Source organism: Arsenicibacter rosenii, assembly GCF_001870735.1.
Lineage (GTDB): Bacteria > Bacteroidota > Bacteroidia > Cytophagales > Spirosomataceae > Arsenicibacter > Arsenicibacter rosenii.
Genome location: NZ_MORL01000016.1, coordinates 92,896 through 116,060, shown reverse-complemented (window position 1 = coordinate 116,060; position 23,165 = coordinate 92,896). Strand labels below are relative to the sequence as shown.

The 23,165-nt window shown below is 50.4% G+C and carries 24 protein-coding genes; 3 read left to right on the top strand and 21 right to left on the bottom strand.

Going from position 1 to position 23,165, the window contains the following annotated elements; all coding sequences use genetic code 11:
- A partial coding sequence (locus BLX24_RS32785; protein ID WP_177225894.1) for an immunoglobulin domain-containing protein occupies positions 1-1,174 on the top strand: 1,174 nt, incomplete at its 5' end.
- A 12-nt stretch (positions 1,175-1,186) separates the two neighbouring features.
- Here the strand turns inward: BLX24_RS32785 and BLX24_RS22170 are convergent.
- The 4 genes from BLX24_RS22170 to BLX24_RS22155 all read right to left on the bottom strand — a co-directional run bounded on the left by BLX24_RS22170 (position 1,187) and on the right by BLX24_RS22155 (position 4,512).
- Positions 1,187-2,218 carry an ABC transporter permease gene (locus tag BLX24_RS22170; RefSeq protein ID WP_083422116.1) on the bottom strand — a complete coding sequence of 344 codons (1,032 nt, stop codon included), beginning with the start codon at positions 2,216-2,218 and terminating at the stop codon, positions 1,187-1,189.
- Positions 2,160-3,179 carry an ABC transporter ATP-binding protein gene (locus BLX24_RS22165; protein WP_071505390.1) on the bottom strand — a complete coding sequence of 340 codons (1,020 nt, stop codon included), beginning with the start codon at positions 3,177-3,179 and terminating at the stop codon, positions 2,160-2,162. The genes BLX24_RS22170 and BLX24_RS22165 overlap by 59 nt, the downstream gene beginning before the upstream one ends.
- 5 nt (positions 3,180-3,184) lie before the next feature.
- On the bottom strand, positions 3,185-4,045 hold the full coding sequence (locus tag BLX24_RS22160; RefSeq protein ID WP_071505389.1) for a COG1470 family protein: 861 nt from the start codon (positions 4,043-4,045) through the stop codon (positions 3,185-3,187).
- Positions 4,046-4,161: 116 nt separating this feature from the next.
- A complete protein-coding gene (locus BLX24_RS22155; protein WP_071505388.1) occupies positions 4,162-4,512 on the bottom strand; it encodes a DUF2200 domain-containing protein in 351 nt (116 codons plus the stop codon).
- A gap of 173 nt (positions 4,513-4,685) precedes the next feature.
- On the opposite strand from BLX24_RS22155, the gene BLX24_RS22150 reads away from it, so the two are divergent.
- Both BLX24_RS22150 and BLX24_RS22145 read left to right on the top strand, forming a co-directional pair.
- Entirely contained in the window at positions 4,686-5,141 is a 456-nt protein-coding gene (locus BLX24_RS22150) for an excisionase family DNA-binding protein (RefSeq protein ID WP_071505387.1), read from the top strand.
- Positions 5,131-5,694, top strand: coding sequence for a VapC50 family PIN domain-containing toxin (locus BLX24_RS22145; protein ID WP_071505386.1), 564 nt, complete (start codon positions 5,131-5,133; stop codon positions 5,692-5,694). Before BLX24_RS22150 ends, BLX24_RS22145 begins: the two co-directional genes overlap by 11 nt.
- A gap of 2 nt (positions 5,695-5,696) precedes the next feature.
- On the opposite strand, the gene BLX24_RS22140 is transcribed toward BLX24_RS22145, so the two are convergent.
- The 17 genes from BLX24_RS22140 to BLX24_RS22065 all read right to left on the bottom strand — a co-directional run bounded on the left by BLX24_RS22140 (position 5,697) and on the right by BLX24_RS22065 (position 23,027).
- Positions 5,697-6,791 carry a S41 family peptidase gene (locus tag BLX24_RS22140; protein WP_071505385.1) on the bottom strand — a complete coding sequence of 365 codons (1,095 nt, stop codon included), beginning with the start codon at positions 6,789-6,791 and terminating at the stop codon, positions 5,697-5,699.
- Positions 6,792-6,830: 39 nt separating this feature from the next.
- Entirely contained in the window at positions 6,831-7,364 is a 534-nt protein-coding gene (locus tag BLX24_RS22135) for a histidine phosphatase family protein (protein ID WP_071505384.1), read from the bottom strand.
- 159 nt (positions 7,365-7,523) lie between these two features.
- Positions 7,524-8,309, bottom strand: coding sequence for a hypothetical protein (locus tag BLX24_RS22130; protein ID WP_071505383.1), 786 nt, complete (start codon positions 8,307-8,309; stop codon positions 7,524-7,526).
- Positions 8,310-8,358: 49 nt separating this feature from the next.
- Entirely contained in the window at positions 8,359-8,772 is a 414-nt protein-coding gene (locus BLX24_RS22125) for a VOC family protein (RefSeq protein ID WP_071505382.1), read from the bottom strand.
- 50 nt (positions 8,773-8,822) lie between these two features.
- Positions 8,823-9,191, bottom strand: a complete 369-nt coding sequence (locus BLX24_RS22120) for a VOC family protein (RefSeq protein WP_071505381.1) — start codon at positions 9,189-9,191, stop codon at positions 8,823-8,825.
- Positions 9,192-9,329: 138 nt separating this feature from the next.
- Positions 9,330-9,743 (bottom strand): hypothetical protein, encoded by a 414-nt coding sequence (locus BLX24_RS22115; RefSeq protein WP_071505380.1) that lies wholly within the window; start codon positions 9,741-9,743, stop codon positions 9,330-9,332.
- A gap of 93 nt (positions 9,744-9,836) precedes the next feature.
- Entirely contained in the window at positions 9,837-10,319 is a 483-nt protein-coding gene (locus BLX24_RS22110; RefSeq protein WP_143092753.1) for a hypothetical protein, read from the bottom strand.
- 189 nt (positions 10,320-10,508) lie between these two features.
- Entirely contained in the window at positions 10,509-11,042 is a 534-nt protein-coding gene (locus tag BLX24_RS22105; RefSeq protein ID WP_071505378.1) for a hypothetical protein, read from the bottom strand.
- Between the two features lie 146 nt (positions 11,043-11,188).
- Entirely contained in the window at positions 11,189-11,713 is a 525-nt protein-coding gene (locus BLX24_RS22100) for a hypothetical protein (RefSeq protein WP_071505377.1), read from the bottom strand.
- A gap of 245 nt (positions 11,714-11,958) precedes the next feature.
- Positions 11,959-12,480, bottom strand: a complete 522-nt coding sequence (locus BLX24_RS22095) for a hypothetical protein (protein WP_071505376.1) — start codon at positions 12,478-12,480, stop codon at positions 11,959-11,961.
- 350 nt (positions 12,481-12,830) lie between these two features.
- On the bottom strand, positions 12,831-13,181 hold the full coding sequence (locus BLX24_RS22090; RefSeq protein ID WP_071505375.1) for a hypothetical protein: 351 nt from the start codon (positions 13,179-13,181) through the stop codon (positions 12,831-12,833).
- 11 nt (positions 13,182-13,192) lie between these two features.
- Positions 13,193-13,555 (bottom strand): hypothetical protein, encoded by a 363-nt coding sequence (locus BLX24_RS31770; RefSeq protein ID WP_083422115.1) that lies wholly within the window; start codon positions 13,553-13,555, stop codon positions 13,193-13,195.
- Between the two features lie 225 nt (positions 13,556-13,780).
- Positions 13,781-14,770 carry a hypothetical protein gene (locus BLX24_RS22085; RefSeq protein WP_071505374.1) on the bottom strand — a complete coding sequence of 330 codons (990 nt, stop codon included), beginning with the start codon at positions 14,768-14,770 and terminating at the stop codon, positions 13,781-13,783.
- A 455-nt stretch (positions 14,771-15,225) separates the two neighbouring features.
- Positions 15,226-16,293, bottom strand: coding sequence for a ligand-binding sensor domain-containing protein (locus BLX24_RS22080; RefSeq protein WP_071505373.1), 1,068 nt, complete (start codon positions 16,291-16,293; stop codon positions 15,226-15,228).
- Between the two features lie 152 nt (positions 16,294-16,445).
- Positions 16,446-17,447, bottom strand: coding sequence for an NAD(P)H-dependent glycerol-3-phosphate dehydrogenase (locus tag BLX24_RS22075; protein WP_071505405.1), 1,002 nt, complete (start codon positions 17,445-17,447; stop codon positions 16,446-16,448).
- Between the two features lie 897 nt (positions 17,448-18,344).
- On the bottom strand, positions 18,345-19,862 hold the full coding sequence (locus tag BLX24_RS22070; RefSeq protein ID WP_071505372.1) for a RagB/SusD family nutrient uptake outer membrane protein: 1,518 nt from the start codon (positions 19,860-19,862) through the stop codon (positions 18,345-18,347).
- An 18-nt stretch (positions 19,863-19,880) separates the two neighbouring features.
- Positions 19,881-23,027, bottom strand: coding sequence for a SusC/RagA family TonB-linked outer membrane protein (locus tag BLX24_RS22065; RefSeq protein WP_229201871.1), 3,147 nt, complete (start codon positions 23,025-23,027; stop codon positions 19,881-19,883).
- Between the last annotated feature and the right edge of the window lie 138 nt (positions 23,028-23,165).

The following is a 23,165-nucleotide window of genomic DNA, read 5'->3' as shown; positions in this document are numbered from 1 at the left end:
CACCACTACCACCTCGCCTTTTGTTTCGGCAAGCAGCGCCGTATTGGCGGTCACCGCTAGTGCCGTAAATCAGGGGAATACAGCGGCCTACACAAATGCAGGAGGTCCGCCGGATGATATAGCGGGTAATCCACGACTAACCGGACCCGGTTGTGCGATTGATATGGGGGCATATGAAGTACAAAACGGCGGCTTGATCTCAACCTTGATTCTGCAACAGCCGGTAAGTGCTACGGCCGTTTGCAGCGGTGGAAATGTAACCGCAGGCGTTAGTGTTACCGGCACGGGCCTGAGCTATCAGTGGTACAAGGACGGGCAACTTCTGAATCCGGCTCAATCCACCACGGCACTTTCGCTGACAGCTGTGACACCTGCCGATCAGGGGGCTTATCGACTGGGGATCACGGGTAACTGCCTCAGCACTACTTCAACAGCATTTAATCTGACCGTCCGGTCTGTGCCGTCGGCCACCGTTACCGCCGCCCCGTCGGCAACGCTTACCTGCGACGTAAGTAGTCTGACCCTGACGGCCAATACGGACGCAACGACATACGCCTGGCCCGATGGCAGTACAGGTAAGACGTATGTCGTTCAGCAAACGGGAACGTACTCAGTCAGTGTCACGGATGCAAACGGATGCAGCGCAGTCAGCAATTCCCTGACTGTAGACCAGAACCTGCAACCACCGGTAATCAGTATTCAGTCGGTCACGGTCTGCCAGGGCCAACCGGCCAGTTTATCTGTAACAGGCTGTCTGGCCGGCACCGTTCACTGGGCTTCAGGAGCTATCGGCCCGGTACTGACGATGACCAACCTGCTCAGTACAACGGTGATTTCGGCAACCTGTCTGGCCGGAAGCTGTTCAGCAACGGCAAGCGGGAGCGCTGTGGTGGGGCTGGTGTTGCCGGCGCCGGCGGTGATCCATGCGCTGTCGGTCAACGAGGCCGCCTGCCCGGTACGGTTGCAGGGCCTGGCTTCCGGTACATCATTTGTGGTGACCAATGCCAGCGGATACGTATTCAGTCAGGTATTCCGGCAAAGCGGTACGTACGATGTAGCGGCGGAGGGCCTCACAACGGCGGGCGTTTATACCCTGACCGTCACCAATGCCAATGCGTGCGGTACCGGTACGCCCGTCAGCCGTACCCTGACTGTCGGGCGTACATGTCCATAGGCATAGTCCGCATTACCCCCGAATCTCGCGCCGCATAAACGAGGCGTAGGCCAGGGCGAAACACACGACCGTGGCGGCCAGCAACCCGCTTACCTGCGGCCACACAATCAGCAGGCTCTCGCGGAAAGGCAGGGGCGTGGGAATGGCACCCGCCATCTGCTCAATCGTCAGCGGGCCCAGGCTGCGCACCGACGGCATGAGCAGTGTGGTCGTCGCATCGGTGTAGAGCTGTCCCGGGGCCAGCCGGAGCAGGTTCAGCACCAGATTGTTGTACCGGATGGCGTCGTGCGGCAGCACATAGGCAGGGTCGGGCAGAAATGCCTTGACCGCCAGATTGACACCGATGCTGTAAAATACCGTGAAAAACAGCCAGATACCAATGGCCGTCAGCGCCGAGGTCGACGTTTGCCGGAACCGGACCGATAACAGGATCGACAGGCTGAGCCAGAACCCGACATAGACAATGTTCAGCCCCACAAAGCTGATAATCCGCAGGATTTCTTCCGGCTCAATGCCGACGCCCGTTGTGAGCATTCCGGCACCGACCAGCAGCAGCGCCAGCGCAGCAAACAGGTAGCTGACCACCAGCAGGGCACTGGCAAACTTGGCCAGCAGCAGGTTGTCGCGGTAGACCGGCTGCGCCATCAGGCGGGTAAGCGTGCCGTTGTTTTGCTCGGCGTTGATGGCGTCGAACCCCAGGCTGATGCCCAGCAAGGGCCCCAGAAAGTTCATGAACACGTGGAAGGGCGGCAGGGTGCCGTCCGTAATGGTCAGAAATTTCAGGTAGAGATAAAACCGGTCGGTGTCGTCAGGATTGGCCACCACGGCGCGTATGTTGCTCAGTGACACATACATGGACCCCAGAAAGGTAAGACCGATCAGCGATAGCAGGACAATAAACCGCCAGCTGCGGATGTGGTCGGCCACCTCTTTCCGGACCATGACACCAAACGGCCCCGACGCAGACGCGGGGCGGGTAAACAGCTCAGGAAGCCTGCTGATAGGCAGTAAACGTCCTTTGGAAAAGACGGCCAGACTTTTCATGGGTATTGGTTTCGGTTGCATGATCGTCGAAATACTTCTGGTAAATGTCGTCGAGTTCGTACTGCTTCTTATGCACACCCATCACATCGAGGCCATGGTGTACGAAGAACCGGACAAGCTCGGGCGTGATGTCGGCATGGCAGGTAATCTCCGCTACCTGCCCGTTGACCGTCACGTGTTGCACCGCCGGAAGCTGCCGCAGAGGCTCGCTGAGCGGCCACGGCACCGGCAGTTTTTCGCCAACGGTAATGCTGACCATGTAACCCTCGCTCGTAGAGAGGTGGCGCGACAGTTTGTCCATGCTGCCCTCCGCCTGTAGCCGGCCACCGGCAAAAATGCCGACGCGGTCGCAGACCTGCTGCACCTGGTTGAGGTGGTGCGACGACAACAGCACCGTAAGGCCCTGCTCGCGGCTCAGGCGGTGAATGAGCGTCAGAAACTCCCTGACGCCGCTGGGGTCGATACCGAGCGTTGGTTCGTCCAGAATAATTACTTCGGGGCGTTTGAGCAGTACCTCGGCAAGGCCCAGCCGCTGCTTCATCCCCCGCGAAAAGGTGGCCGTTTTCTTGTGGGCCGACCCGCCCAGACCGATCACATCGAGCATCTCCAGAGCGCGGTCAGTGACGGCCGCCTCCGGAATGCCGTTGAGCCGGCCGATGTAAACCAGGTTATCGAGGGCCGACATGCTGTCGTAGAACCCGACGCTGTCCGGCATATACCCCACCTTTTTCTTGACGGCAATCGGGTTGGTGGTGGCATTGTAGCCGCAGACCGTGGCCGTGCCCGCTGTAGGTTCGGTCAGGCCCAGCATCATCAGAATGGTGGTTGTTTTGCCAGCGCCGTTAGGGCCGAGCAAGCCGAAAATTTCGCCTTTGCTGATCGACAGGTTCAGGTTATCAACGGCTTTCTGCGACCCATAGCATTTTGTCAAACCCTTCAAGTCAATGACAGGATTTTCCATAGTCCTTATCGTCTGCCGTATTTGCGGGTAAGGTTAAAGACAAGACCAACGGCGCCGAGGATGGTCAGCATGCCGAACCAGCCCGACAAGAGGGAGGTTTTGACGGTCATGCGGAAGGTAGCGTTGGCGGTTGAGTTGTTGTTTTTGGCGGTCAGGGTGGTGACATAATCCCCCGCGATGGTTTTGCCGGGCACCTTGATGGTTGCCGTCACGTCGGTGACCTTACCAGGGTCGAGGCGGCTGGTTTTGGCGGGGGCAAACGAAACGTCCCAGCCGGTCGGCGTCTGCGCGGTCAGCTCCAGGTTATCGAGCGGGAGCGTACCGGTGTTTTTCACGAGCAGATGCACTTCCTTGCTGCTGCCTTCGGTGATGTCGTCGCTGAGGCGGCCGGTCGGCGTGGTGAGTTCAAGGCCGTAAGCGCCCTTCACGACGGCTTCGAGGCTGAGGCTCAGGTTCTCGTCGGGGGCAGTGGCGGTAAACGGCACCGTGTATTTGGCCGGTTTGGTGTCGGGGCGCGCCAGCAGCTCCACCGTTACTTCCTGCGACTGCCCGGGCTCAACGTTGACCGCCGTCACCGGGCTGCCCATGACCCTGAACACACCGGCCCATCCGGCGGGTAGCTGCGCGTGCAGATCATACAGTTTGGCTTTCGGGGTTCCGTTGTGCAGCGAGGTCGAGAACCGGAACGTTTCGGTGGAGGCCGCCTCTAAGTTGACGAGGCCCGACTTGAGCGACGATTTGTCGCCGGACTTTGCGGGTGTTTGGGCGAAAAGGGGTGAGGTTGTGAGGAGTCCAGACAAAAAAAACACAACCAGCCCACGAGGGTTTACCTTGTTTTTTGTGATGTTTGAACGAAACGCAGACATAATCTAATAAATAAAAGATAGTGGTTAAATTTCATTTATTAAAGCATGACACCTGCCGCTACGTTTAGCGGTAGTACTCCCGCAAAATTAATACGGAAGACTCGTTTAGGTCAATACTACCCCCGCAAAATCTTCGCCATAGCCTTGCCCTTCGCCAGTTCATCAATCAGTTTATCCAGGTAACGGACCTTCTGTACGAGGGGGTCCTCAATGTCTTCGACCCGGTATCCGCAGATAACGCCGGTGATTTTAACCGCGTTGGGGTTAAGCTGCGGAGCCTCGGCGAAGAAGGTTTCGAAGTTGGTCCGGGCGTCGATCTGCGCTTGCAATGCTTCGGGCGAATAGCCGGTGAGCCAGCGGATAATGGTATCGACCTCGGCCCTGGTGCGGCCTTTTTTCTCCGCCTTCTGAATATAGTGCGGATAGACGCCGGCAAACGACATCTTGTAAATACGTGAATTGTCCATATGTATTGTGTTGACCGAAAGAGGATTATGAAGCAAGATACCTCCACTTCTCCGGATTTACATATCCGGAGTATAACGAAAGTAGATTACCAATCTGCTTGGAGAGGTACTTGTTGCGAATATTTCGTTTGTTGCGAATATTTTGTTTAAATTTGCTGGTAAAACAGCGATATATGGAAACTTTAGCACAAATAAAAAGGCCGACAAAAGCAGAGCAGAAGGTAGCTATTGAGTCTTATTCAGCTTTGGCATCCGTTCTGACGCTGCTTAAGGCCGAAGAAACAGAAATTGAAATCGAAGAAACGCATGAACGCATCCGGATTCCGTTACGGGCTTTGCAGTTATTAAGTGAAATTCTCAAGGCAATGAGTGAAGGAAAGCCAATGTCTATTGTTCCGGTTGCGGCAGAGGTAACAACACAGAAAGCCGCTGAAATTCTTGGTTGTTCCAGACCTCATCTAATTAAGCTCCTGGAAGAAGGGAAAATAGCCTTCACGAAAGTAGGTAAACACCGGCGAATTTTACTGGAAGATGTGATAACGTATAAGCAACAGATGAAAGAAGAACAGAGAAAACACATTATCGATATAATGAATTTTGACGAAGAAATAGGGCTTTATGATTCATAGTGTGCGGTTTACGGCCGTTCTTGATACAAATGTGGTTTTTCCGGTTGTTATCAGGGATTTACTGTTTTGGTTTGCATATTATGATTTATATACGCCAAAGTGGAGCCGTACTATTTTTGATGAGTGGCAAGAGGTTATGATACGAAAAGGCATATCTGAGCCGGAGGCAGCTAAGCGGGTAAATAAAGCCAATCTGGCATTTCCTGATGCCCTGGTACGGAATTATGAAAGCCTGATTCCCACATTAGCCTTACCGGATGAAAAAGACAGGCATGTGTTGGCTGCTGCTATTAGAGCGAATGCGAACATAATTGTAACCAATAACCTCAAAGATTTCCCGGATGAGTATTTAGCAACTTTTGATCTTAAAGCCGTTGCCGCAGATGATTTCCTGACAGACATTATTGATTTGAATCATGACAAAGCATTGCGGGCATTTAAGGAGTTAGTATTAAATAAACGTAATCCGGCAATGGACGAGTTTGCGGTATTAGAAAGTTTCAGGCGTAACGGGTTAATTAATACGGCAAATTATCTGCACGCACTTCTATAAGCCTAACGACGACCATTTTTATCCGCAATCACCTCAATAGCCTTCACCAGCACAGGATCTTTCCGGGCCGCGATGTCTTGTCGGGTGTTGATGATGGTAATGGTTGGGGGAACACCCTTGTCTTCCAGCATTTGGTTGTCTGCCGAGTAATAAACCTGATTGGAGAGGGTAAAGGCAATGTTGTCCGACAGCTCGCCGCTGAACATATCCGATAGCATACCGGACGTATGCGTCCCGATGGTCGTGACGTTGTCCTGCCGGTAGAGCGCAATCGTAAAGTCTTCGGCCGAACTCGCGGTCCGGTCACTGGTCAGGATAAGCAGCGGTTTCAGGTACTGAACTCCGGTGTTGGGCAGACTATACTGCGGTTCGGGCGCGGTAAAGGTATCATAACTGCCTTTTTGCCGGATGGCCTTATAATGGGTCAGCGTTTTGGCTTTGATAAACCGGGAAGCGAGTTCAAGGCCGCCGTGCCCGCCGCCGTTGGTCCGTACGTCAATAATCAGGGCTTTGGTGTGCCGGATCCGGTTCAGCAGGCTATCTGCCAGGTGAAGCATCAGTTTAAGGTCTTCCGCTTCCTTCCGGTCGTCGAAGAGGCTTTCCGGTGTGCCAAAACAGCGGGTGATCCGGAGGTAAGCAACGTCGGCCGATGTGGACAGGTAATAAAGGTGTTCGCCCTTAAACACCGGACCCACACCAGCGGGTTTCTGAAATCCATACCGTTGCAGCGTTGTGTCAACGGTTTGCCGGAACTGCTGTTCAATGCCCTTAAATTCCTGCCGGAACTGCGACTCGTGTTTGCCTTTGTACAGGATGTCGTCGCCTTTTGAGATGGTAATGTGGCCGTCTTTCAGCGGATCAACCATCTGCCCGAAAACAGAAAGTAATGCTTTTTGGGGCGTTTTCGGCGTAATCAGTGGTCTGTATGTCAGGTAGGTACTGTCCCAGTTCACGCCTTTGAGCCGAAAGAAGGCGTAGTTGTCTTTAAATGTTGTCCAGAAAGCCTCGAAATCGCGTTCCGGCCGGCTCAGCTTTTTCGGGGTTTGCCCGAATGCGCCGGCGCAAATCAGAATAAATAGTATGGTTAGCCGTCTCATTGCCGCAAAAGTACACAGCCGTCGTGAAAGGTCGTATACTCAGGCGCGTTCAAAGACATAGAGAGCCCCGTTGTCAATGGATCTGGACCAGTTGCCGGTAAAGTTACGTTTGATCAGTTCTTCCCGCATAATCCGCATCACAAACCAATGACTGACGATCAGGATATTGCCGTTGTTGTTGGCCAGCATGGTATCCAGAAACGCACAGATGTCATTCCGGAAAGCATCCATGTCGGCGTTGGACGAGTGTGATTTAATCCGGACGAGAAGCGCCCAGAGCAGGAACGGGAGCCGGATGCGGTCCGGCAACCGGTGCAGGATGTTCAGTTCCTGTAGTGCCGTTATTTCGCTGATAGGTCCGGAGTAAATATGCTGTGCGGTGCTGACGGCCCTGCGCATGGGGCTGGCATAACAGTGTTGCCAGGGAATGCCTGCCAGATCAACATGTTTATAGGCAAGGGTTTCGGTATGGTCGTATTCAGCAAACCATTGAATTACATCATCCTTTGACAAAAGCTTCTTTTCGGGGAATGGTTTCTGTACGTGAAAGTGTCTGACTAAGCCAATTTTCATATAAAGTTGTATAATTCAGCAAGAGGTACCCGTAAGGTATGGTAAAACCATATAACAGGCAAGCGGCAGCGAACGCATCAAATCCGACTATGCGGGATAGGATGGGGCTGGGTAGGACAGAGCGAACTGCTATTTGCCGGAGAATGTGAAGTTGGGTTACTAATCTGTATATCGGTGCAGTTCTGCGAAGTAGCCACCTGAAAAGTATTGCTCCCAGTGGCCGCTGCTGTCGTGCTCAAAATGGCCTTTAGGCGTGTCGCTGAATACTTTCAAGGGTATTGTGTTTAACCGGCCTTCGCAGATAATGCGGTTGGTGACAGGATCGAGCACTTTCAGCATATCGGTATCGTTCAGCCTATGCAATCCTTTTAAGTCCCACTGTTCTACAAACAGATTGTCTGAGGATACATGATATTGGGTTACCCCATCGTGCCACCTTACGGTAAATCTCATTTTGGTATCCGTGCTGATGCTATAAGGTCTTGAGGGCGTGGTAGTTGGCGTATCTCTCAAATGAACATGACTACCGTCGTTTAAGATAACAAACGGAAGGTGTCGGTCGATTCGCCAGTTGCCGTTTCCATATAGATCATTAAGCCGCTCGACGGCGTAGCTGATCGTAAAATGATATTTCCTGGAAAGCCGTCTGTCTGCCTCCCGGTCTCCTTTGGACTCGCCAAGGAAGAGCGACGACAGTTGATAGTCTTTATCGTGACAGATCGGATCAGGGAATGGCAACCACCTGTTGTCAAGGAAAGCTTCTGTCGCGGTAATTATTCCGGAGCGGTTGTTGTCGTTGTGGTCCCATACCTTACTGCCATTCGACAGGGTATAAGCCGCAGGCCCCAGACCTTTATATGTTTTCTCGACTATAATCAGATCACCGCCTTCCATTCCCTGTTCGTCATAGCGCATTAACTCGCCTGTAAGTATTTTCGTGGTCATGATGTCAGTGGTGTTTTTAAAACGTACTCTGTAGGTTATGGCTGAGCGGTTATCGGCCGGTCATCTGTTTAAATTTATTCAGGTCCAGGTACATGATCCCCCAGGTATGCCCGTCTAAATCGTCAATGTTGCGGAGTTGCATAAAGCCCTCATCCAGCATGGGCGTGTGTTCGGTTCCGCCTGCTTTCAGCCCGTTTCCGACGATTTCATGCACCTGCTCAATACTGTCTACCGGAAGCGTGAAGGTGGCGATGGTATGGCTGGCGGGGTCGGCAAGGGGCTTGGGGTTGCCCGACGAAAACATATCATAAGCCTGGAGCATGACATAGATTTGGTCGCTCCAGACCATGCAGGCCTGATCGTCGAAGGTAAACAACGGATTAACGGTAAACCCGAGCTGTGTATAAAAAGCTTTTGAGGCGTCGACATCCTTAACCGGCAGGTTGATAAATAGTTGTTTCATCAGACGTGTTGTTTAAAATGACTGTACCCTGCATTCGGGTAGGTATGGGTTTAGTCAATGGGTTGCCAAAGCTGCACTTTGTTGCCTTCACCGTCGAGAATATGCACGAACTTGCCATACGAATAGGTTTCGATGGCGTCAACGATGGTCACGCCTTCGTTTTTCAGCGTCTCAACCAGCGCTTCCAGGTTTTCCACCCGGTAATTAATCATGTAGTCCTTCTCAAAATAGCCGGAATCCTGTGGAAACGGTGTCCATTGCGTCTGTGCTTGTTGGGGGCTGTCCGGGCGTTCATACCACGCAAATGTTGCTCCGTATGGGTTGGTGTCGAGGCCGAGGTGTTTCTGATACCATTCGGTGGCTGCTTTGGGGTCTTTGCTTTTAAAGAAAATGCCCCCGATTCCTGTTACCTTTTTCATTGTATTGTTATTTCTGTTTGTTCGTACACCGTTTTTCGCGCCCGTTGCGTTACCGGAGTCCCGTGCTAACACACTGACTACGCAGGCGTTTCAGGCCTGTTCTGTTTGCCTGACGAAGCTACACCTTTTTGGGCAGACTCAGCCCTCCTCCGGACAGATACCTGGCGGTATTGTGCGGGGGCTTTGCGGTACCGTAGCTGGATCGATGTACGGCAGCTTATAGCGGGGATGGGTGAAAAACGCAAACCAGTTCCAGAACTGCCAGGCGTCTTTCCGGAACGTGCGATAGAGGACCGTATCGGCCGTAGTCGGGTGGCACTGCCTGTAGCGGTTGAAATGGGCTTCGATGGTAGCGTATTTTCGTTCTCCGGTTTTCCAGGATACTTCTTCCCTCATGTTGAATTCGGCCCGCCGCGTTGTGTACCTGAAGGAAACCGTGTTTTCAGGGGCAAACAGCGTGACTACAATCCGGCGATACATATAACTGTAGCTGCACAGGGCGAGCCATGCCATCAACAAAAGAAAGGCGGCGGTGATGTTGAGGTGTTTCATGTCTAAAGGTGTAAGATAATGGTTTGTTGCCTGGTCCACAAGCATCAGGTATGGGTTTCGCATCGGCACTATGCGTGGCTACGAGGCTTAAATCTATGCCAATCCGTTAATATGGAAACGTGAAATCTGTCCGGTTTTTATGTTTACAGTGACGGTAAAGTAGCAATTGCCACCGTCTTTACCCATTATCCGTCGGGTTTTCCAGTCATCGTTGTCGGGAGCTGAGCAGAAACAGTTTACTTCTACTTCTTTCTCTTTCCTGGCGTTTAATGTGGGAAAATACTGGCGTTTATATGTCGACAGGTCAATAAAGAATACTTTATCTGATTTGCGGTTGTGTGTGTCTATATGTCGTTGAAGCAGGCTGTCAATAAACTGAATCTCCTGTTCAGAGACCTGAAGGTTGGTATTGTTTTCATCAATCACCGTCCGGAATGGTTGCCCGTCACTTGTATCAATGGAAATGTATGCAGGTGGTAGGCTGGTATCAGGTTTCGTTGTGGACAGTGTTTCGGATTTTCGGCTAGTACAGCTCAATGGAATAGCTAATAAAAACAGAAAAGGTATTTGTCTCATAATGAAACGTTTGTGTGTATAATCGCATGCTGTGTAAGATTCTCATGTGTAAAAAAGCCCAAGGAGTTGATCCGCTCTTTATGTTGTTTTGTGACAGGCCAGCTTTCGGGCCGGAACGGTGCGCCGTAGCGAGCCCTTTTTGATATTTTCCACTCGCGGAACGCGAGCGAAAACGGGGCAAAACCCTTGTTAGCGGTAAGTGCTTATTATTTTTCGTTTCTCTTCATTCATAGTTCGCCACATTTCAATATCACTGTCAAACTCTTCTTCATCGTCTGATGGTGCGTATTCAAATTGAATGGAAGTTTTTGTAGAGTTTGTCAGTTCTGCAATTGTCTTTTCAATTTCAAGAGCTTTGTCGTAATTGTCAATTAGCTTTCCATTGTCAGATATTCTCTTTTCTTCAACAGATATTCCAAATATGATTTTTCCATCAAACGTAAACTTTAATATAATATTATTTACTCCTTCTTTTAGGTGGTTACTTATATAAAAAGCAAAACCCAAAGTTTTATTTTCAAGGCCGAAATCAATTACTTCTGTTAAAGAGTTTATTGATGTCCAGGTTTCTTTTATATTGTACTTCTCATTTTTGTGAACGGTAATTTCTTCCTCTTCTCTATTTTCAATATCTCCCCTTATTGAAAAATAGCTTAGAAACTTCTCAATGGTTTTTTTATTACGATGTCTTGAAAGTCCGTATATGTCGTAATATGGTGGCATCTCTTTTATTTCTTTGTTACATTAGCATTACCGCTAACGGTTTCAGGGCTTTGCGTTCGGGCGGATTTCGGAGTACAAAGCTGTCAACCTGCACTGAACTTGAATAGAAGCACAAAACGTCAAGTTCGTACATCACCCTGCCTGACTTAAAATCCGTGTTGTGCGGTCGTTGTTTCTTCACATGTCATACAGTTTGTCTTCCAGTTTTTAAAATAGTCTGTTATTATCTCATCAATATTTTCTCTTGTCGCTCCGTCCCAATACCATTGATTCTCTGAATAGGATAAGTCGTCTTTGGCGAAGTAAAGTAAATAAAAGTCGTATAAGTATTTTTCATAATCAAGTTCGATGCAAATGTCTTTCAATTTGTCAAGAACTTTGGCGTTGTCGAGTTCTCCCTCAAGTGATTTGTCAATGAGATAGCAAGCATACTTTTTAATGGTCTGGTTTTTGTCTGAATAGTCGAGCCGCAATTCGTCAAGAATCTTGCTCGTCAAGTCCTGCAGCTGAAATTGATTATAAGGCTCAAATTCACCAGCGAGTATTGCTAAGTTCTCTGTGTCGAAACCAGCCATAAGCATGTCAACAGCCCAATCAATCCAAGTCTTTTCTATGTCTCGGTTGAGTGCTTTAAAAGCCAATATTTCTGCTGTCGATTTTACTGGTTTCATATTGTCGGTTTAGTCGTCCTACAATGCCGCATAACGGATAGAGCTTTCCGTTCGGGCGGGTTTCGGAGCACAAAGTTTCAATTTATTACTAAAGTTTATTAGAGGCACAAAGCTTCAATTTTGAACGTCAACTTCGCCTGACGCAAAACCCGTGTTAATGGTTGGCTTTCTTGCCATTTCATTATCTATTATGTCAATTTGGTTAATAATGCCGATTTGTGATATTCATATGGATATGATTTCTTTTATGAGTTGTAATATGAGTCTTTTACTTCTTTTGTCAAAACGTCAATTTCAAAACGGAAGGGTTCATTACTCGTCTGATAATTCCAATAAGTCGCATACAGTTTCTTTTTTCTTATTTCATTGAGTTTTATGTTGTCAAAGTAGTAATTGTCAAAAAGCACAAAGTCGTTACCATTAATGTCCATATATCGTAGGTCAAAACCACTTGAATAGTAAATGTTTTCTTCTTTCTCGTCAACAATCGCTGTCTTGGTATCAGAGATTTCAGTTTTATTAAGTTGTTTTCGTGTATTTAGGTCTATTAAAAAGCTTTGTCCACCTGCTACAATAAATGCTTTTTCTTTACTTGTTAGTTTTATGATAAATGTTCCCTGCTCAATCCAACTTTGTTTAAATGAACCAACCCATACTTGTCCGTCTTTATCTTCAAACTTAACCCATAGACAATTTGGGGTTATCTGTCCAAAATGCTTCTCAGGATATTGTCCCGAAACAGGTCTGTATATAAATTCTGCGTTCATTTTGCTTTCTATATGACCAGTCTGTTAAGCTTGCCGCCAGTTCCACGAAGTTGGGAGAGTAGATAAGGGCCACCTGCAAACTAACCCCAAGCATTGACGAAGTGTTTTTTCATGGTTTTGGGCTAACTTCGGCGCTACCAAAACAAGCTTTACCCACGCCGAAGTTAGCGCCAAAACTGGCGCACTGCATTCCCCCTCCCAATTGCGTCGGAGCGGCTACGAATTGGCGATGGTGGGGCATTTGGAAAACATCAGCCCAACATTTGCACAAATACCCAATAGAATTACAAATGTTGAGTTTACAACTGTCAGCCCCACTATTGCCAATTCGATGTTAGACACAGTATTTTTTATTTTACTGTATTCAAAAAAATGTAAATCTCCATCATCCATTTTTTCTCTTTGCCAGCAAGAGCTGTACAGTCGTTGGAATTAAGTCCATATGTTGGTTCATCAAGGTCATATTTTATTTGATGGATGTCAATATGGTCGATGATATAAGTTTTGACTTCTGTCTCATCATTTTCATTTACCCAAGAAATTTCAATTCTTTCTCCTGTTTTAAAACGGCTAATGTCATATTCTGAGCCTTTTTCTTTTATAAATTTAAATAGTTCAAGATCTCCTGTTGTCAAACAATTTCCATCATCACAATTGAAAATAAATCTTGGATAGTAAGGTAACAAGTTAGCGTTTGTCATATTTTATTTTTTTAGATTGAATAGTTAAAATGCTTTGAATGTTGATAATCATACAGTGAAATAGAGTTTCCGTTGACACTTCCACTAAAATGGAAACTTGACCCATAATCATAACCATTAAATTCTTTACCCTTAATTTCAAAGCTAATATGGTGGGCGTCTCCATAATGATATAAATTAAACGAGGAATTACTTACATTTCCTGTCAAATGACATCCTTGGTCATGGTCATACAAATTAATGTTTGATCCATTGATAGTTCCAATTATTAATATATGTTTAGATTGTAGGTAATCGTAAACAGAAGAAGTTTGCTTATTTGAAATGATGCAGCCTGCAATAAATGCAATTGTTGCTCTTGAATTATTCTTCATACGGTGGTTTCTTAATATTGTGCCTAACGTTAAAGCATTGGCGATGTGGCGGTATTCTGTGTTACGTCTGCCCAGTGCCGCTGCTCATTAAAGATACTAAAGCTCATTGTTTATTCTGTTGCTCGGAGTTATTCGTCTGTTGAAACCGAAGCTGAGTAGCGAATAAAAAGATGAGAATATATTCGTCGCCCCGCCATATTGCCAATGCAATGTTAGACACAGTACTTATTCCTCGATATCAATCGTGTCAGTGTAATTTGTCTGCAAAATGCTTTTTATTATGTCGAAGTTAGTATCGCTACATCTTGGTCCTTTCGTGACTTTCTTCAGCTTGAATTCTGCAAGTCTTGAACTAAAAGGCAAAACGATGTAAGTAATGTCATTATTAAAGACTACTGGTACAAAGTCCCACGCATTGTAAATGTCTGAAGTCCGCTTCACCAAAAAACGATACTCTTGCTCATTGTCAAATTTCCCGTGAATATAAAATGCTCCAATCTTCGAGATGTAGGTGAAGTTTAAGGGGTAGTTATATTTTGAAAGAATAGTGTCAAAGAGGTCTGCTAAAAAAGGGATTTTTTGAGGATTGTCCTTATTTGAATAATATACTTCTCTAAAGTCTGGGATCTTGCTTTCAATTTCAAAAGTCAATTTTATTCCCGTTCCACTATAACCAAAATAATTCCATAGGTCAGGTGATGTGTTATTGTCAGATGTTAAACACAGAGAAAAAATTTCGCTCATCAAAGACCTATAATCCGTTTTAATTCCAAACGTCTCTTTAAAATGTTTGTAACCGTCTATATTATGCTCCTCGTAAAATAGCCGAAACTCATCTGCCCCAAAATTGTTTATTAGATTAAATAACCAAAGCTCTTTGTTCTTTAAGATGCTGCAAGCGGCATTAAAGTTTGTGAAATGAGAATAAAGTTTAAGGGTCGGTTTGGGGTAGATTTCGTTGAAAATTATTTCAGATAATTTCTTATCGTCAATTTTGACAATGTTGCCAATATAGTCCGCATTAAATCTTATATGGCTTTTGTCAATTCTGTCAACCACGTTATTCCTTGCGAATATTTCATTCACAAGGTCTACCAACTCGTCTAATTTTTCTCGATTAAGATTGTCAGCAATTTTAAGTCGCTCGTCGTAGCGTTGCATACGTTCAAAGCTTTCCTTGTATTGTTGAATTTGTTCTGGTGTCAGTTCTGTCATAGTATTGTGCCTAACTCTCAAATAGACGCAACTTACGCCTGTCTGAGATAAAATCAAGAAATGTCAAAATACTTCAAATATTCAGTTTTTCTTTTACGTAAGTTGTTGATATAGAGATCTGTAACCTGTTTTAGCTTCAGCAGCTTAGCTGAAACAATACGAAATGCGCATTCTGTATTGTCAGACCGTTTAATTCTCCATCAACAATGCAAAACGCGCATATGTTTCTATAAGAGAGTTCTTCCCAAAGCATCATCCTATCAGCTATTCCAAAAAACAAAACAGAAACCCTCGCCTGATTCAGGCGGGCGGAGAAGCAGACCGGTGTGTGTCAATGGGTGCAATGTGTTTACTTAGTGGTGGTTAAGCGCAAAGAAAGTAAATAGATTTTAAAAACAAAATACCATTTTAAGGTATGGTAATACTTTCTTTTGAGGCGTGGCATTACATCAGGCTCACCACGGGCCGCGCTGCTTTACCTGGTAGAACCGGTTGCCGTCGAAGCGGTAAAGCCCTTGCCCTGTGCCCCACCACATATTGCCGGCCTTGTCCTGATACATGCTTTGTACACAGCAGGTTAAGCCGTCAGCCTGAGTGAATACCCTGAATGCCTTGGGGTTCGGTAAGGGCATAGTCGGGTCAAAGCGCGTGGTACTGCCCCGAGCCGTTACCCATATAATCCCCGATGTCTCGATGTAGATGCCCCAGAATTCGGTGCCGCCCAGGCCGTCTTTGGCCGTGTATTCGGTCAGCGTGTGGCCATCGTATTTGCAGATGCCGTTTTTAAAGGTAAACCACAGGTTGCCGGCCTTGTCCTGCGCGATGCCGCCCGCATAGTTTTCGCCGAGTTCTTCCTGTTGTACCGGCGTGGTAATGCTTTGGCCGTCGTAACGGAAAACGCCTTTGTCGGAGGTCGCAAACCAGATCGCCCCGCTGCGGTCTTCCAGGATGCCCGCCACGTTGACCGGCGGCAACGCCTGAAAAGGGGAAAAGGCCGGTGCGCCCTTCTGGTCGGCAACCGGATCGTACCGGAACACACCACGGTGCGTACCTACCCAAACCGCTCCCGTCCGGTCGACAAGGATGCCTTTGCGGGTAATGTCGGGGTGGGTCAGCCCGTCTTTCTGCGCATAGTTCCGGAAGGTTTTGCCGTCGTACCGGTAAACGCCCTGGTCGGTCCCGAACCACAGGTTGCCCTGCCGGTCTTCGTTGATGGCATAAACGGTGTTATTGATAAAGCCGGCGGGACGGGCAAAATAGGTCAGCGTTTTGCCGTCGTACCGCACCACGCCTTCGCCAATGGTGCCGAACCACAACTGCCCCTTCGAATCCTGAAAAATGCTCCGGATGTACTGACTGACGAGGGTTGTGTCGAAGTCGGGAAGGGCGGATGCCGCCTTAAACGGCCGGATGACGGTCGGGGCCGGTTTGGCGGCTTGCTGCGTATCGGTTTTCCTTTGCCCGTTACAGGCGGCGCCAATCGTCAGCAGGCAGACGGAGAGGAGGGTGTTCAGTAGCTTCATGGGGATTGCCGGGTGACATAAAGGGCTAAATACCACATAGCCACATAGAAAAACAAAGATTTTAACATGTTTTTGCCTCCTATATGGCTATGGTTAGCGCTCTTCCGGCATTCAGGCAGACAGACAATGGTAGCAGTCAGCCCCCAACGAGCTTACTTCAGCTTTCCTTTCAGCTCGTTCATCTCCGCGACGGGGGAGGCGCCTTCGTACAGAATCTGGTAGACAGCTTCGGTGATCGGCATCGATACGCCGTATTGCCGGTTCATCTCGTGAATGCTCTTGACGGCGTAGTAGCCCTCGGCAATCATCTTCATTTCGGCCTGCGCCGACTGAATGGTGTAGCCACGGCCAATCAGGTTGCCAAAGGTGCGGTTGCGGCTGAACGGGGAGTAGGCCGTCACGAGCAGGTCGCCGAGGTAGGCCGAACCGCTCAGGTCGCGGTGTTTGGGGTAGACCGCATCCACAAACCGCTTGATCTCCTGCATGGCGTTCGACACCAGTACGGCCTGGAAGTTGTCGCCGTAGCCGAGGCCGTGGGTGATCCCGCAGGCGAGGGCAATGATGTTTTTCATCACCGCGCTGTATTCAATGCCGTAGATGTCGTCGAGGGGAGAGGCCTGCACAAAGCGGCAGGTCAGCAGGCCGGCCACCGCGCCGGCACTGTCGGGCCCGGCCGAGCCGATGGTCAGGTACGATTGTTTTTCAAGGGCCACTTCTTCGGCGTGGCACGGCCCGGCAATCACCGCGACGTGGTCGGCCGGTACGCCGTACTGATCGGTAACCCAGTCGGTCACGAGCTGGTTGTTGTCCGGAATCATGCCTTTAATGGCCGAAATTACACATTTGCCGGCAAAGTCTTTGGCTGTCAGGGGGCTGAGCGCATCGGCAATAAAGGCGGCGGGCACCGCCAGAATGACGTACTCCGACTGGCGGAAGGCGTCGCGGATACGGGTGCAGACGCGGACTTTGCGGGGCGAAATCCGGACGTCGCTTAAATAACCGGGGTTGTGATGAAATTTCTTGATATGGTTGGCGTCGGCTTCATTCCGAAGCCACCACCGGATGTTGACGTTATTTTCCGACAAAATTTTGATGATGGCGGTCGCCCAGCTTCCTCCACCAACAACGGTAATGCGTACGGGTTGGTTATCCATGCCGTAAAAAAACGGAAAAACCACGACATGGCGGGTGTCGTGGTTTGTTTTTCGCGCAAGGGGAAAGGGAAGGACCCCACCCCAACCCCTCCCCTTGAATTAAGGGGAGGGGCCTTTTAGTGCCCGGAAAGTCCCTTTCCCTTAACCTAAATGGGGAAGTGTCAGTAAACACCCCCTCTCCTGTTTTTCTGGCCGGGCCGACGATTCGGGAGGGGGAAGGGGGTGAGTACAATTACCTCTAAAACTCCTGCAAGCTTAGCTGAAGGAAGGAGAGGGGCTTTTTAGTGCCCGGAAAGTCCCTTTTGCTTAACCTAAATGGGGAAGTGTCAGTAAACACCCCCTCTCCTGTTTTTCAGGCCGGGCCGACGATTCGGGAGGGGCAGGGGGTGAGTACAATTACCTCTAAAACTCCTGCAAGCTTAGCTGAAGGAAGGAGAGGGGCTTTTTAGTGCCCGGAAAGTCCCTTTTGCTTAACCTAAATGGGGAAGTGTCAGTAAACACCCCCTCTCCTGTTTTTCAGGCCGGGCCGACGATTCGGGAGGGGCAGGGGGGGAGTACAATTACCTCTAAAACTCCTGCAAGCTTAGCTGAAGGAAGGAGAGGGGCTTTTTAGTGCCCGGAAAGTCCCTTTTGCTTAACCTAAATGGGGAAGTGTCAGTAAACACCCCCTCTCCTGTTTTTCTGGCCGGGCCGACGATTCGGGAGGGGCAGGGGGTGAGTACAATTACCTCTAAAACTCCTGCAAGCTTAGCTGAAGGAAGGAGAGGGGCTTTTTAGTGCCCGGAAAGTCCCTTTTGCTTAAGTTAAAGGGGAAGTGTCAGTAAATACCCCCTCTCCTGAAAACAGGAGAGGGGGCAGGGGGTGAGGTAGCATGCCGGTCAACCCTGCGAAACCTCATCAATACCCCGGATTCTGCGTCAGTATCCCGCCGCTGAGCTGAATCTGCGTTTGCGGGATCGGGAATACCTCGTTTTTACCTTTTACGAACGTCTTGCCGTGGGCCGCATAGGCCTGCACCGCCCGACCCGACTGCACATCTTCCTGCCGCACAATGTCGAAGAAACGATCCTGCTCCATCGCCATTTCCACGCGGCGTTCGTGCCAGATTTTCGTGAGGTCAATACTCGTTTGTGCCGTCAGGCCGGCCCGCGCGCGCAGGCGGTTGATGTCGGTCAGGGCATCAGCACTGCGGCCGATACCGAGGGCTGCCTCGGCGTGAATCAGCAGAATTTCGCCCAGCCGCAGCACCCGCAGGTTTTTCGGCAGGCGGTCGTTGACACCGCAGTTGCGTTCGGCCGTCCGGCTGTGGTAGGCTTTGTAGTTATACCGGTCGTTTTCGACCGAGTCGCGGCTTGGCAGCCGGAAGCCATCCCACAGCACCGTGCCGCGCGGGGCAGGGTTGATAAAAATAATCGTTGCGTCGCGGCGGCGGTCGTTGACCTCGTACTCGTTCAGCAGCGACTGCGACGGCGTGTTGAAGCCGAAACCCAGATCAGACCAGCCGCGTTTGCCACCCGCCCGCGGGCCCTGCGACACTACATAGATCGGAATGGCCGCGTTACAAGCCAGGTTGATGCCGGTCTGAACTTCAAAGAGTGATTCCACGCTGTTGGCCCCGGTCTCCCGCCATATGTTGGCATACGTTGGCAGCAGGTCATAGCTACCCACCTGATTTTTAATGATCGAGTCGGTCAGGTTATAGGCCTGCTGCCAGTTTTTCTGGTACAGATACACTTTGGCGAGCATCCCCATTGCCGCTGCTTTGGTGGCACGGCCGGTCTGGGTCTGTGCTTTTACGGGCAGGTTGTTGGCCGCAAACCGCAGTTCGCTGATGATGAAGTCATAAACGGCCTGTTTGGTTGCGCGTGCCTGCAACTGGTTATTATTGATTTCTTCGACCGGCGGCACACTCGTAATCAGCGGTACCCCTCCGAAAAACCGGACCAGGTTAAAGTAAAAATAGGCCCGCAGAAACCGTACTTCGCCTTCGAGGCGGTTGCGTGTTGTCTGGTCAGCGGGGCTCAGCGGAATCAGGGCCAGCGCCTGATTGGCCTTGGCAACGGCGCGGAAATAAGCCGACCACACGTTGTTGAGGTTCCCGACACCGGCCGTCGGGTTCAGGTTGTCGAAGGTGCCGTAGGTATTGGCGCCGTCGGTGGCGGTGCTGCCCTTATCGGCATCGTCGGACGCGATATCGGTCATGCCGACATAGTCGAAGCCGTGCATGCTGCCGTCCCACATGGTGTTGTATACGCCCGTCACGAGGTTTTGGGCGGCAGCAGGGTCGTTCCGGATCGCCGTTTCTTCGATCTGACCCTGCGGAGCGGCATCCAGAAAGTTTTTACAAGCCGTTAAGCCCGCCGCCGAAGCCGCTGCTATGGCCAGTATGCCCAGTATGTTGCGTGTATGATTCATGGTTATGATGTCTTTGAATTAGAAGCCCAGGTTAAGCCCGACGGCAAACGTGCGGGTAGTCGGATACGCGTTCAGTTCGATGCCCGACTCCAGCGGACCGCCCTGCAATTCGGGGCTGAACCCGCTGAATTTTTTGGCCGTAAACAGGTTCTGTGAGGTCACATAGAGCCGCGCCGTCTGAATCTTTACCTTGCTCAGCACCGACGACGGAACCGTGTAGCCAAGCGTCAGGTTGTTGAGCCGGACAAACGAGCCGGATTCCACAAAGTAGGTGGATGCCGGTGTGGCGGAGGTGATGATGCGCGGGTCGGTCTGCGACGGGCGATCCTGCTGCCAGCGGGCATCGGCGTAGGCGGCTTCGATGTTGTCGGTGTTTTCGAAGCGGAAGGCTTTCTTGCCGTTGTAGATTTTGTTACCGGCGTTGCCGTACACATCGGCGGCCAGGTCAAAACCCAGGTAGCTCAGACTCAGGTTAATCCCGTAATACAGCTTAGGCTGGTACGAACCGGCATAGATCCGGTCGTCGGTATTGATGACGCCGTCGTTGTTGATGTCCTGGTACTTCAGATCCCCGGGACGGACGTTGGCGCGGGTGCCAAACACCGGCGAAGCGTCGATTTCGGCCTGATTCTGGAAAATGCCGATGGCATTCAGCACGTAGAAACTACCCACCGGCTGACCGTTGTCGGTCCGCGTCACGAGCCCCTGCTGCCCGACCGAACCGGCCAGCAGCGCCTGTCCGCCGTTGAGGCCGACGAGTTCGTTTTTGTTCAGTGTCAGGTTACCACCGATGCTGTAGGTAAAGCCCTTTTTGATCTCGTCTTTCCAGTTCAGCGAAAACTCAAAGCCACGGTTCCGGAACGACGCAATGTTGGTCAGCAACTGATTGTCCGGATCGCCGAAAATGGCCGGGATGATGCGGTAGGCGAGGGCATCGCGGGTGGTTTTGCTGTAGTAATCAATCTCCCCCGACAGTTTGTTGCCCAGCATCACAAACTCCAGACCGGCGTCGATCTGTTCAGTCCGTTCCCACTTCAACTGCTGGTCTTTGATGTCCTGAATGGCGGTGCCGAGGGTCTGACCGTTGTTGAAGAAGTACGGAATGTTGACGGCAGCGGTCAGGATGTAAGCACTGCTTTCGATGTTGTCGTTACCCAGAATCCCCCAGCTACCCCGCAGTTTCATGAAGTTAAACAGCGATTGGCTCTTCATGAAATTCTCCTCCGAGATCACCCAGCCGATACCTACCGTCGGGAAATAGCCCCAACGTTCGCGGAATTTAGAACTGCCGTCGGCCCGGATCGAGGCGTTGAGCAGGTAGCGGTCGTTGAGGCTGTAGTTGATGCGCGACACAAACGACTGCCGGGTCTGCAAATCGCCGCCGCTGTTGTTCGACGATTGCTGATCGGGATTGCCCAGGCCGAGATACCACTGATTGGGGTTGTTCGGTACGTTGATGCGCGAGCCGCTGATAAAATCAGACGTAAACTGTTCGGTCACCGACCCGACGAGGAACGTAACGCCGTGTTTGCCAAACGTTTTGTCGAACGTAACGGTATTATCGAAGATATACCGCAGGGATTTGTTTTCGGTCAGGCTCAGCTGACTGTTTTGCCGGCGCTGGTTACCGCCTGCGGTGATAAAGGTATTCGCGTCGTTTTCAAAACTGCGCAGGTAGGTCCGGTCACGGTTGAAAACAAGGTCGGTGTTAAAGCCCGAGTGCAGCCGCAGCCACTCGACGGGTTTGTAGTCGAGGGCGACGTTGCCCTGGAACCGGTTATTCAGAATCCGCTGGTTCCGTGATTCGATGCCCAGCAGCGGGTTGCCCACGTTGCCGAAGGCCGAGAGGTTACCATATTTTTCGCCCACCTTGCCTGGCACAATCGGTGAGGCCCGGTATACGCTGCGGTAGGTATCGCCCAGCTCAACCGGCCGCTCATTACCACGCGAAAACGACAGCTGGTTGCTGAATGTCAGCTTGTTTGAAATCTTAACCTCGTTGTTGGCACGGAAGGTCAGCCGTTTAAAATCGTTGGTATTCACCACACCATAGTCGGTGAAATAACCGCCGCTGATAAAGAACGTGTTCCGTTCGCCACCGCCTGAAATCGAGATGTTATGGCTTGATTGCGGCGCGTTCCGAAGTACCAGATCATACCAGTTGACAGTCTGATCGGTAGTCAGCGGCGGATTGCTGACGTTTTGGTTGGGGGCAGCATCGCGCAGGTAGCTGATGTACTGATCGCGGTTAGCCATCTGCACTAGGTTCGATGCCTGCCGGAAGCCGATATTGGCGTCGTAGCGCACCTGCGTGGCCCCCGACTTGCCTTTGCGGGTCGTGATGATCACCACCCCGTTGGCGGCCCGTACCCCGTAAATGGCGGCCGATGCATCTTTCAGTACCTCGATGCTGAGGATGTCCGTGTTGTTGATATTCCGGATATCATCGGTCAGCACCCCGTCGACTACATACAGCGGATTCACGCCGGCGAGGGCCGAGCCGGTTCCTCTGACACGGATCTGCGGCTGCGAGTTTGGCTGGCCTGAGGCAATGATCTGTACCCCCGCCATTTTGCTCTGAATGGCCTGAGTTGGCGTTTGTACAGGATACTTAATGATATCGTCGCCCTGCACTCTGGCAATCGAGCCGGTAACGTCGCGTTTTCGCTGGGTACCGTAGCCAACCACGACCACCTCGTTCAGAGTCTGGTTGTCTTCGGCCATGGTAATATTAAGTACGGTCTGCGTACCGACAACGACCTCTTGCGTGGTGTAGCCGATGAAGCTGAATACCAGCACATCTTCAGGTCCCGTAACGCTTAACTGAAACGTACCGTCGACATTGGAGGTAGTGCCGCGCGTGGTGCCTTTGATGGAAATGCTGACGCCGGGTAGTCCGCCGCCCTGTGCATCCACCACTTTACCCGACACCGTAATGTCGGCCACCGTAATGTCGGCCACCTTCACGGTCTTTGGTGTCGTAGCCGGCTTGGCAACAAGGAATGCGGTGGATGAAGCGATAGCTGTGTTGTGGTTGAATGCCGGAACCATACCGCGGACAGGCTGGCCCGAGCCGGTTTCGACGCACAGCACACTCAGAAGCAGTGGCAACGAAGCGGGCTTCGACCATTGCCGGAAGGAGTTGGATAGAGTTTTGCTGTTCATAACGCTTGAAACAATTTCCGGGAAAACTAACTTTTCCCCCGGAGTGTTCAGCCATTCCAGCGTGTGACCCTGTTGCCTATACCACATAGGCACATAGAAAAACAAAGAGTATAGTTTCTGATGTACTCTATGTGGTAA

Bases quoted from the DNA above. Each gene is read 5' to 3' on its own strand.
- BLX24_RS22085 (WP_071505374.1), bottom strand. From the start codon at position 14,770: ATGACAGAACTGACACCAGAACAAATTCAACAATACAAGGAAAGCTTT.
- BLX24_RS22130 (WP_071505383.1), bottom strand. From the start codon at position 8,309: ATGACCACGAAAATACTTACAGGCGAGTTAATGCGCTATGACGAACAG.
- BLX24_RS22155 (WP_071505388.1), bottom strand. From the start codon at position 4,512: ATGGACAATTCACGTATTTACAAGATGTCGTTTGCCGGCGTCTATCCG.
- BLX24_RS22115 (WP_071505380.1), bottom strand. From the start codon at position 9,743: ATGAAACACCTCAACATCACCGCCGCCTTTCTTTTGTTGATGGCATGG.
- BLX24_RS22170 (WP_083422116.1), bottom strand. From the start codon at position 2,218: ATGAAAAGTCTGGCCGTCTTTTCCAAAGGACGTTTACTGCCTATCAGC.
- BLX24_RS22080 (WP_071505373.1), bottom strand. From the start codon at position 16,293: ATGAAGCTACTGAACACCCTCCTCTCCGTCTGCCTGCTGACGATTGGC.
- BLX24_RS22120 (WP_071505381.1), bottom strand. From the start codon at position 9,191: ATGAAAAAGGTAACAGGAATCGGGGGCATTTTCTTTAAAAGCAAAGAC.
- BLX24_RS22075 (WP_071505405.1), bottom strand. From the start codon at position 17,447: ATGGATAACCAACCCGTACGCATTACCGTTGTTGGTGGAGGAAGCTGG.
- BLX24_RS31770 (WP_083422115.1), bottom strand. From the start codon at position 13,555: ATGAAGAATAATTCAAGAGCAACAATTGCATTTATTGCAGGCTGCATC.
- BLX24_RS22135 (WP_071505384.1), bottom strand. From the start codon at position 7,364: ATGAAAATTGGCTTAGTCAGACACTTTCACGTACAGAAACCATTCCCC.
- BLX24_RS22100 (WP_071505377.1), bottom strand. From the start codon at position 11,713: ATGAAACCAGTAAAATCGACAGCAGAAATATTGGCTTTTAAAGCACTC.
- BLX24_RS22165 (WP_071505390.1), bottom strand. From the start codon at position 3,179: ATGGAAAATCCTGTCATTGACTTGAAGGGTTTGACAAAATGCTATGGG.
- BLX24_RS22110 (WP_143092753.1), bottom strand. From the start codon at position 10,319: ATGAGACAAATACCTTTTCTGTTTTTATTAGCTATTCCATTGAGCTGT.
- BLX24_RS22090 (WP_071505375.1), bottom strand. From the start codon at position 13,181: ATGACAAACGCTAACTTGTTACCTTACTATCCAAGATTTATTTTCAAT.
- BLX24_RS22070 (WP_071505372.1), bottom strand. From the start codon at position 19,862: ATGAATCATACACGCAACATACTGGGCATACTGGCCATAGCAGCGGCT.
- BLX24_RS22150 (WP_071505387.1), top strand. From the start codon at position 4,686: ATGGAAACTTTAGCACAAATAAAAAGGCCGACAAAAGCAGAGCAGAAG.
- BLX24_RS22105 (WP_071505378.1), bottom strand. From the start codon at position 11,042: ATGCCACCATATTACGACATATACGGACTTTCAAGACATCGTAATAAA.
- BLX24_RS22145 (WP_071505386.1), top strand. From the start codon at position 5,131: ATGATTCATAGTGTGCGGTTTACGGCCGTTCTTGATACAAATGTGGTT.
- BLX24_RS22140 (WP_071505385.1), bottom strand. From the start codon at position 6,791: ATGAGACGGCTAACCATACTATTTATTCTGATTTGCGCCGGCGCATTC.
- BLX24_RS22095 (WP_071505376.1), bottom strand. From the start codon at position 12,480: ATGAACGCAGAATTTATATACAGACCTGTTTCGGGACAATATCCTGAG.
- BLX24_RS22160 (WP_071505389.1), bottom strand. From the start codon at position 4,045: ATGTCTGCGTTTCGTTCAAACATCACAAAAAACAAGGTAAACCCTCGT.
- BLX24_RS22125 (WP_071505382.1), bottom strand. From the start codon at position 8,772: ATGAAACAACTATTTATCAACCTGCCGGTTAAGGATGTCGACGCCTCA.
- BLX24_RS22065 (WP_229201871.1), bottom strand. From the start codon at position 23,027: ATGAACAGCAAAACTCTATCCAACTCCTTCCGGCAATGGTCGAAGCCC.